The following is a 2612-nucleotide window of genomic DNA, read 5'->3' as shown; positions in this document are numbered from 1 at the left end:
TTCGCTGTCGCCGTGCCGCCCGTCGCTGCCGTGGCCGCGGCGGCTGTCGCCGCTGCCGTTCATCCCGACTCCCCCAGCGTCCGGGCGCCGTCTTCCGTCACACCCTCCGCGCGGAGCAACTGCGCCAACCGCTTCAGCCCCCGGTGGGTGGCGGTGCGCACCGCGCCGGGGCGTTTGCCGAGGACACGGGCCGCGGCGGGGCCGTCGAGGCCGACGACCACCCGCAGCAGCACGGCCTCCGCCTGGTCACGGGGCAGCCGGGCGACGAGCGCGAGGGCCTGCCCGGTGGAGAGCGACTCCAGCGCCTGGTCATGGGTGTCGTGGACGCCGGGCAGCTCCAGCAGGTCGTTCTCCAGGGCGGTCGCCCGGGGTCTGACCTTCTGGCGCCGCAGATGGTCGAGGGCGCGGTGCCGGGCGATGGTGGCGGTCCAGCCGCGGAATCCGGCCCCGTCGCCCTTGAACCGCCCGAGGTCCCGCGCGATCTCCAGCCAGGCGTCCGAGGCGACGTCCTCCGCGTCGTCACCGACGATGCCGCGCAGGTACCCGAGGAGCCCCGGCTGCACGAGCCGGTACGCCACCGCGAACGCGGCCTCGTCGCCCTCCTGTGCCCGCGCGACGGCCACGCCCAGTTCCCCGTCGAACGCCTGCACGCGGCGAGGTTCGCCTCCCTGGCCCAAGAGCTGTCCTAGTCCGTACGACGTCGCGGTCCCGGGACCCGCCCCGACCCCCTCGGGATCGTCACCGGGCCCCACGGTCATCTGCGCCGCGCCCCGCGGAAGTGTCACAGAGCGCCGGACGGATCCGCCGAGGATCACCCTTCAGGGGGAGCTTTGGCCGTTCGCATGACTTGGGTCACACGCGTGCCGCCCGATGGTGATGTTCGCGGCGGGTTGTGCTCTGAATAGAAGGCCGCCCTTGTGCCGGGTGGTGTCTTCGCGTTGTTCGTGTAGGGGTGGGGCATTTGATTCGCCGTAGGAACCATGCGTACCGGCCGATGAGTGCGAAGCGAAGGGCGTTGCTGACACTCGGCGCCGCCGTCGCGGGTGGCGCGAGCGTGGTGTCGTACGCCGTGGCCGGCCCCCAGGACGGGACGGCCGGCACGTCCGCCGCGGGGGCCCAGCGCTCCACCGAGGTGCACGACGTGGCGCTCACGTCCGCGGCCGGCGGGCGCCCCGCTCTGGCCCGCACCCGCACCGCTCCCTTCTCGCTCCTCGGTGTCTCCTGGACCGATGCCGCCGCCCGGCTGGACGGCACGGCCCAGGTGCGCACCCGTGACGCCGCGACCGGCCGGTGGAGCGCCTGGCGCGCCCTGCGCCCGTCCGCCGCCGCCCTGCCCGGCGGCACCCGCGGTGCCTCCGAGCCGCTGTGGGTCGGCCCCAGCGACGGCGTGGAGGCCCGGGTCGTCACGGCCGGCGGATCACGGGCGGGGCTCCCGAAGGGGCTGCGCGTCGACCTCGTAGACCCGGGGACGGCGGACGGCGCGGCCGGGCACACCGCCGCGACCGCCGGTACGCGAGGCACGACGGGCGCCGGCGGCATGCGCAACGCGGCGTTCGTCACCGACGATCCGCCGGTCGCCGTCACCTCCACCGTCACCCGGCCCCCGATCGTCGGCCGGGCCCGGTGGGGCGCGAACGAGGCGACGGTGGCCGGGTCGCCGCAGTACGACGACAAGGTCAGCGCGGTGTTCGTGCACCACACGGGCGGCAGCGACGCCTACAGTTGCGCCGAGTCCCCGGCGCTGATCCGCGCGCTCATGGCGTACGACACCGAGACCGCCGGCCTCGGCGACCTCCGCTACAACTTCGTCGTCGACAAGTGCGGCCGGATCCACGAGGGCCGCGCGGGCGGCGCCGACCTGCCGGTACGCGGCGCGCACACGCCTGGCTTCGACCGCGCCTCGACGGGCGTCGCGGTCCTCGGCGACTACGACGGCGCCACGCCGACCCGGGCCGCCGTGGAGTCCGTGGCCCGGCTCGCGGCCTGGAAGCTCGGCCAGTACGGCGGCGACCCGAACGGCACGGTCACCTTGACCGCGTCCGAGGACAGCGGCGTGTACGGGCAGGGCGAGCCGGCCGTACTGCCGGTGATCTCCGGAGGGAAGGACGCGGCGTCGACCGCCTCGCCCGGCGCGAACCTGTACGCCGAACTCCCCGAGATCCGCCGCTACGCCGCCTCCCCCGCCCGCAACTCCGCGATCCCGACCGCCGACTACACCGGGGACGGCGTCAGCGACCTGGTCGCCGCGACCCCGGGGACCGGCAGCGGTGTGATCACCCTCGTGCCGGGCGGGACCGGCGGCCCGGTCTCCTCCGCCAGGCTCCGCCTGGACCAGGCGAGCGCGGGCGTCCCCGGCGCCGCCGAGTCCGGCGACCAGTGGGGCGCGGCCACCGCGTGGGGCGACATCAACGGCGACGGGTACGCGGACCTCGCGGTGGGCGCGCCCGGCGAGGACGACACCACCGGGCACACGGACCGCGGCGCGGTGACGATCCTCTACGGGCCCTCCTTCACCGCCGACGCCGACACGATGGCCCTCGGCGACGACTACGAGCCGAAGGGCGCGCGGTTCGGGGCGACCCTCGCGGTCGGCGACTTCAACGCCGACGGCA

The 2612-nt window shown here is 75.6% G+C and carries 2 protein-coding genes; one reads left to right on the top strand and one right to left on the bottom strand.

What is annotated here, in order from left to right:
- Positions 1–59: 59 nt before the first annotated feature.
- Entirely contained in the window at positions 60–677 is a 618-nt protein-coding gene (locus AOK15_RS36405) for an RNA polymerase sigma factor (RefSeq protein ID WP_107099601.1), read from the bottom strand.
- A gap of 317 nt (positions 678–994) precedes the next feature.
- On the opposite strand from AOK15_RS36405, the gene AOK15_RS36400 reads away from it, so the two are divergent.
- The coding region (locus tag AOK15_RS36400) for an N-acetylmuramoyl-L-alanine amidase (RefSeq protein WP_240508759.1) at positions 995–2612 on the top strand (1618 nt) is incomplete at its 3' end.

It is taken from the genome of Streptomyces ossamyceticus (assembly GCF_001418475.1).
Lineage (GTDB): Bacteria > Actinomycetota > Actinomycetes > Streptomycetales > Streptomycetaceae > Streptomyces > Streptomyces ossamyceticus.
The sequence above is the reverse complement of the archived record's forward strand: the minus strand, read 5'-3'. Positions and strand labels throughout refer to the sequence as shown.